This is a genomic window from Frankia sp. CoWAU3 (genome assembly GCF_977971855.1).
Genome location: NZ_CDWWXB010000021.1, coordinates 12,480 through 18,816, shown reverse-complemented (window position 1 = coordinate 18,816; position 6,337 = coordinate 12,480). Strand labels below are relative to the sequence as shown.

Here is a 6,337-nt window from a genome sequence, read left to right as displayed (position 1 = left end):
CCGCGGCCTCGCCACGGGCCTGCCGGCCGGTCCCGCCGGGCCGGTCAGCCCGCCAGAGCGCGGGCGAGCAGGGACCGCAGGGCCTCCCGCCCCGGTGAGGTGAGCGCTTCGAACCCGCTCTCCTCGACGCCGTGACCTGCCCTCAGGGCGTTTCCGGGGGAGCCAGGGCGGACTTGCGGATCTTGCCCATCGAGTTGCGGGGGAGCTCGGCCACCAGGTGGATCTCCCGGGGCCGCTTGTGGATGGACAGCTCCCGTGCCACGAAGTCGATGAGCGCCTCGCTCGCCGTCTCGCTCGGTGTCCCGCCCGCCGCACCGGCCAGGTCGGGGGCGACGACGAAGGCGGCGATGCGCTGCCCGAGGTCGTCGTCCGGCAGCCCGACGACGGCGGCCTCGCGCACGGCCGGGTGGGCCAGCAGTACGGCCTCGACCTCGCCCGCGCCTACCCGGTAACCGCCGCTCTTGATGAGGTCGGTGGATCGGCGCCCGACGATTCGGTGGTGGCCGTCCGGGGCGACGACCGCGGCGTCACCGGTGCGGAACCAGCCGTCCGCGGTGAACGACGCGGCGGTGACCTCCGGGCGCCCCAGGTACCCGTCGAACAGGGTGGCACCGCGGACCTGCAACTCGCCGATGCTCTCCCCGTCCGCGGGCAGCTCGGTCCCCGTCTCGTCGTCCACGAGCCGGGCCAGCACCCCCGGCAGGGTGGTGCCGACCCAGCCCGCCCGGCGCTCCCCGTCCGCCCGGGCGCTGATGGTGATCAACGTCTCGGTCATCCCGTACCGTTCGATCGGGGCGAGGCCGGTGAGCCCGGCGAGCCGGTCGATCACCGGCCTCGGCAGGGGGGCACTGCCCGAGACGAGCAGCCGGGCCGAGACCAGGGCGCGGGCGGTGGTCGGATCGTCGCAGACCCGGGACCACACGGTCGGCACGCCGAAGTACAGGGTCCCCCCGGCCGCCGCGTACGCCGTCGGGGTCGGGCGGACGGTGTGGATCAACCGGCTGCCGACCCGCAGCGCCCCGAGCACACCCAGAACCAGGCCGTGGACGTGGAACAGCGGCAGCCCGTGCACGAGCGTGTCCTCGGGCGTCCAGGCCCAGGCGTCGGCGAGGGCGTCCAGATCGGCGGCGATGGCCGGGGCGGACAGCACCACGCCCTTGGGGGCTCCGGTCGTCCCGGAGGTGTAGAGGATGAGCGCCGGTCCGGTTTCCCCGGACCCGGACCCGGAGCCGGACTCGGACCCGGAGCCGGCAGACCCCGACCGTGCGGTGAGATCGACCGGCACGGTGGGGATCGCGAGGTTGTCCCAGGCAGGGCTGCCGAGCAGCAGGGCGGCGCCCGAGTCGCGCAGGATGTGACCGCGTTCCCGCGGCCCGGAATCAGGCGGCACGGGTACCGCCGGCACCCCGGCGAGCAGGCAGCCGACGACCGAGACGACGGTGGCCATCGTCGCCTCGGCGTGCACGGCCACCGCCGGCGCGCCGGCCACCCGACCGGCGACGACGGACGCGGCCGCGAAGAGCTCTGCGCGGGTGAACTCGACCTCCCCGACCCGGACGGCGGGGCCGTCGTGCTCGCCGGCAGGCAGTGGGAGCAGGGTCACTCCGTCATGCTCCCATGGCCGAACCCGTCAACGCTCAGCTCCGCCCAGACCGCCGCCGAGGTGCGGTGCGCGTCGATGCATCAGCGCCGTTCCAGTTCCGTGGGCCGCTCCAGTTCCGTGAGCCACTGGTGGAGGACCGCGGCGGTGGAGGCGGCGTGTTCGTTCATCATCGTCTGGTGATTGCCGGCGGCGTCGAGCCTTTCGTGCTCCATCACCCAGTCGGTCACCCAGGCCTGGCCCTCCCCGTCGGGGTTCTCGGCGACCGCCTGCTGGGGCATGCGCTCCATCGCCCGGACGAGGACGACCGGCGCGTTGACGGCGGTCGGCCGCCAGCCCTCGAACAGGTCCAGGTAGGCGCCCTGCGCGGTGACCTGTGCCTCCGTCATCAGCGCGAAGGCCTGGTCGTTGAGGGCGACGCCGCGAAGCTCCTCCTGGATGTCACCCTCGGGGATGCGGTCCCCGGGCAGCCACGTGTCGAGCAGCACCACCGCCCTGGGGTGGATCCCGCGGGTCTCCAGCCGGGCCGCGATCGCATGTGCCAGCCAGCCACCCGAGGAGTAACCCGCTAGCACGAGGGGGATCTCGTCGAACGCCCGGGCGATGGTCTCGGCATGCAGGTCGACGACGAGATCCGCGGTGGCCGGAAGCAGCTCCCCGTCGCCGAATCCGGGATGCGGCAGCGCGTACACGTCCCGCCGGCCATGCAGGTGCAGGGCGAGGCGGGCGAAGTTGTGCGGTCCCGACGGGGCGACCATCGAGGGCAGGCAGACGATGGTGGGCTTGGCCGGACCCGAGGCAAGTCTCACCGGCGCGGCGGGCGCGCCGAAGGCCTCGACGGTGCGGAAGACGGGCCTGAGCCGGGCGGCGGCCCGCAGGACACCGACGCCCTCGGCGAACTTGCCGTCCGTGCACGCCTGCCGGTACAGCTCGCGCACGCCGATCGGCGCGACCTGCGTCCCGGCCCGCGCGGGGGGTCCGCCGGGCACGATGTCCGGGTGCCGCTGGGTGGCGAGGGTGGCAAGGGTGGCGAGGGTATCGAGATGGCGGGTGAGCTCGCAGACCGTCGGATGCTCGAAGACGACGGGTGTGGCCAGGGTGAGGCCGGTGGCGGCGGCCAGTCGGCGGCTGAGCTGCACCGAGGCCAGTGAGTCGAAGCCGAGTTCGAGGAAGCGGCGCTGCGGGTCCACGTCGTCGGGCGACGGGTACCCGAGGAGAGCTGCGGCCTCCGCCCGCACGAGGTCGAACAGCGCGCGGGCGCGGGCAGACCCGGGCAGCGTCCCGTAGTCCACCCGGGTGGGGGGCGCGTCGGTGCCGGTCGGGTGGGCGTCCCCCTCGGGTCCGGCCGTCGTGGACCGGCTCCATAGATCGTCGAAGAAACGCCCGGGGCGGGCGGCGGTGAAGGGTGGGAGGAAACGCTCCCAGTCGACGTCGGCGACGGTGAGCGCGGCCTGCCTGCCCGCGACCGCCCGGGTGAGCGCGGTGACCGCAGCGTCGGGGGGCAGCGGGGTCAGGCCACGGCGGCCCAGGTAGTCACGGAACGTGGCCTCGGCGCCCATTCCGGCGTCGGCCCACGGGCCGAACGCGACAGAGGTGGCGGCGAGACCGAGCGCGTGCCGCCGCGCGGCGAGGGCGTCGAGGTAGGCGTTGCCCGCGCTGTAGGCGGCCTGGCCGCCACTGCCCCAGGTCGCCGACACCGACGAGAACAGGACGAAGGCCTCCAGCCTGGTGTCGCCGGTGTCGCCGGTGCCGGTGATCCCGCCGGTGCCGTCGAGTAGCCGGTCGAGGCCGGCGGCGCCGGCGACCTTCCCGGCCACGACCTCCGCGAACTCCCCGAGATCGAGTTTGTGTAGGGCGGTCACCTGCCCCATGACACCGGCCGCGTGCACGACGGCGGACACCGGCCGGCCCGCCTTGGCCAGTCTCCGCAGCAGGGCGGCGAGCTGTTCGTGCTCTCCCACGTCGCAGGCCTCGATGGTCGCCTCGGCGCCGAGGGCGGCGAGTTCGGCGCGTAGGTTCTCCGCCCCCGGAGCCGCGGGGCCACGGCGGCTGACGAGGACGATCCGGCGCGCACCGTCGCGGGCGAGCCGGCGGGCGGCATGCGCGCCGAGGGCGCCGGTGCCACCGGTGATCAGGACCGTGCCGTGAGGCCGCCACGCTGGCGGGACGGTGTCGATCTGTGCACCGACGGTGTTGGCTTGTGCATCGACGGTGTCTGCCCTGACGAGGCGGGGTACCAACAGCCCGGTGGTACGGGCGGCGAGCTGGTCCTCGCTACCGGGGGCGGTGAGGGCGGAGCCGAACCACGCCAGCGTCTGATCGTCGAGGTTGGTCGGGATGTCGATCAGACCGCCCCAGGCGTCGGGGTCCTCCAGGGCGAGGGCGCGGCCGAGTCCCCACATCATGGCCTGGTCCGGGGTGGTGACGGGGTCGTCGGGACCGGTGGTGACCGCGCCGCGGGTGACGCACCACAGCGGTGCGGACACGTCGAGGTCGTGTAGCGCCTGGACGAGCGGGACGGTGAGGGCGAGCCCGGTGGTCAGCGCCGGATGGATGTGGTGCGGAGTGTCGTCGAGGGCGAGCAGGGACAGGACGCCGCGTACCGCCTGCACCGTCTTCTTCCCGGCGGGGCCGCCGCCCGACAGCGGCATGGCGCCCGACAGCGGCATGGCGCCGGGCGGCGCCATGGCGTTCGACAGCAGCGCCGCGACCCGGGCGCGGTCGGCGTCGTCGCCGGTGAGGGTGAGGGTGACGGCCGTGCCGCCGAGGTGTTCGATGATCCAACAGATGCGGGAGAGCATGTCCTCGTCGACGCCGGCGGCCGGGGTCAGCACCGGCCACACGCCGGACAGCGGTGGCGTCGCGGTGGCCTGGGCCGTCACGGCGGTGGTGACGTCCTCGGAGTCCAGGGGCCGCCACTCGGTGCGGTAAGACCAGCCGTCCGGGTCCGCCGCGCGGGCCGTCCCGACGGTCGGGCTACGGGGCGCGGGGACAGCGGTGGCCCCGTCGAGCCAGTAGCGCCTGCGCTGGAACGGGTAGGTGGGCAGCTCCCGGTGCCGGGCGCCGCGTCCCCGGTACAGGGCGCGCCAGTCGACGTCGACGCCGTGGACGTGCAGCTCAGCCAGGGCGGTGAGGAGGGTGTCGGGTTCGGGGCGGCCGGCGCGGGACGCCGCCGCGGCCACCGTGTCCCGGGCGTCGCGGGTGCTTTGGGTGCTTTGGGGGCGCTGGGTCTTCTCGGGGCGCTGGGCGTCGGCGGCTAGGCAGGCCGGCAGGAGCGCGGTCAGGACGGCGTCGGGGCCGAGTTCGAGGTAGGCGACGGCGCCTTCGCGGTGCAGGCGACGGGCGGCGTCGAGGAAGCGGACGGGTTCGCGGACGTGGCGTACCCAGTGGTCGGGGGTGGTGAGCCCGGTCTGGAGGTCGAGGTCGCCGGTCCGGGTGGGGACGACGGGGATGGCCGGCGGGGAGTAGGTGATCTTCTCGGCGACGGCTCGGAACCGGTCGAGCATGTCGTCCATGTGCGGGGAGTGAAAGGCGTGGCTGACCGTCAGCCGCCTGATGGCGCGGCCGCGCTCGGCCCAGCCGACGGCGACGCGTTCGACGAGGTCGGCGTCGCCGGCGATGACGGTGGCGCTCGGGCCGTTGACGGTGGCGATCTCGACCCGCCCGGCGAGTCCGGCGAGGGACTCGGCGACCTCCTCCTCGCCGGCGCGGATGGCGGTCATGGCTCCGCCGGCGCGGCAGGCCTGCATGAGCCGGCCGCGGGCCGCGACGAGAGCGCAGGAGTCGTCGAGGGTCCACACTCCGGCGACGTGGGCGGCGGTGAGCTCGCCGATGGAGTGCCCGGCGAGGATCCCCGGGGCGAGACCCCAGGATTCGAGGAGCCGGAACAGCGCGGTCTCGAAGGCGAACAGCGCGGGCTGGGTGTACTCGGTGCGGTCGAGCGCCGCCGCGCCCGGGGAACCGGCGGGGGCGAACATGACGTCGCGCAGTGGGTGTTCGAGATGCGGCGCAAAGTGGGCACAGACGTCGTCGAGGGCGTCGGCGAAGACCGGGTAGGTCGCATGGAGTTCGCGGCCCATCCCGGGGCGTTGGCTGCCCTGGCCGGTGAACAGGAAGGCGGTTGCCCCCCGGGCGGTTCCGCTTCGGCGGAGCGCTGGTCGGACCGTGCCCAGGACCAGCCCGGCGGTGGGACGGGCCTCGGCCAGAGCAGCCAGGGTCCCGGTCCCGGCCCCGGTCCCGGCCAGGTGCGTGCCGCTGCCGCACGCCGCCGATCCGCGGACGACGGCGACGGCGCGGTGCTCGAAGTGGGTGCGACCCGCCAGGGTGTATCCCGCGTCCAGGGGAGAGATCTCGGGATGGCGCTCCAGGTGCGCGCCGAGCCGGGCGGCCGCCGAACGTAGCGCCGCGTCGCCGCGGCCGGACAGGACGACAGGCACCGGGGCGCTCGCCGGGTTCTCCCCGGCGCGGTCCGCACCCATGGCGTCCGTTCCCGGCCCGGGTGGTGCTTCCTCGATCACGGCGTGAGCGTTGGTGCCGCTTACCCCGAACGCCGACACCGCCGCCCGTCGCGGCCGGCCGTCCCGGCGCTGCCAGGGGACGTTTCCAGTGAGCAGGGCGACGTCGCCCGCCGACCAGTCCACGTGCGGGGACGCCTCGCGCACGTGCAGGGTCCGCGGCAGGACGCCGTGCCGCATCGCCTGCACCATCTTGATGATCCCGGCGACGCCGGCGGCGGCC

At 74.7% G+C, this 6,337-nt stretch carries 2 protein-coding genes; both read right to left on the bottom strand.

Going from position 1 to position 6,337, the window contains the following annotated elements; all coding sequences use genetic code 11:
• Positions 1 to 142: 142 nt before the first annotated feature.
• On the bottom strand, positions 143 to 1,603 hold the full coding sequence (locus tag AC08ON_RS04025) for an acyl-CoA synthetase (RefSeq protein WP_476607707.1): 1,461 nt from the start codon (positions 1,601 to 1,603) through the stop codon (positions 143 to 145).
• 80 nt (positions 1,604 to 1,683) lie between these two features.
• Positions 1,684 to 6,337: SDR family NAD(P)-dependent oxidoreductase (locus tag AC08ON_RS04020; protein ID WP_476616480.1), on the bottom strand; the 4,654-nt coding region annotated here is incomplete at its 5' end.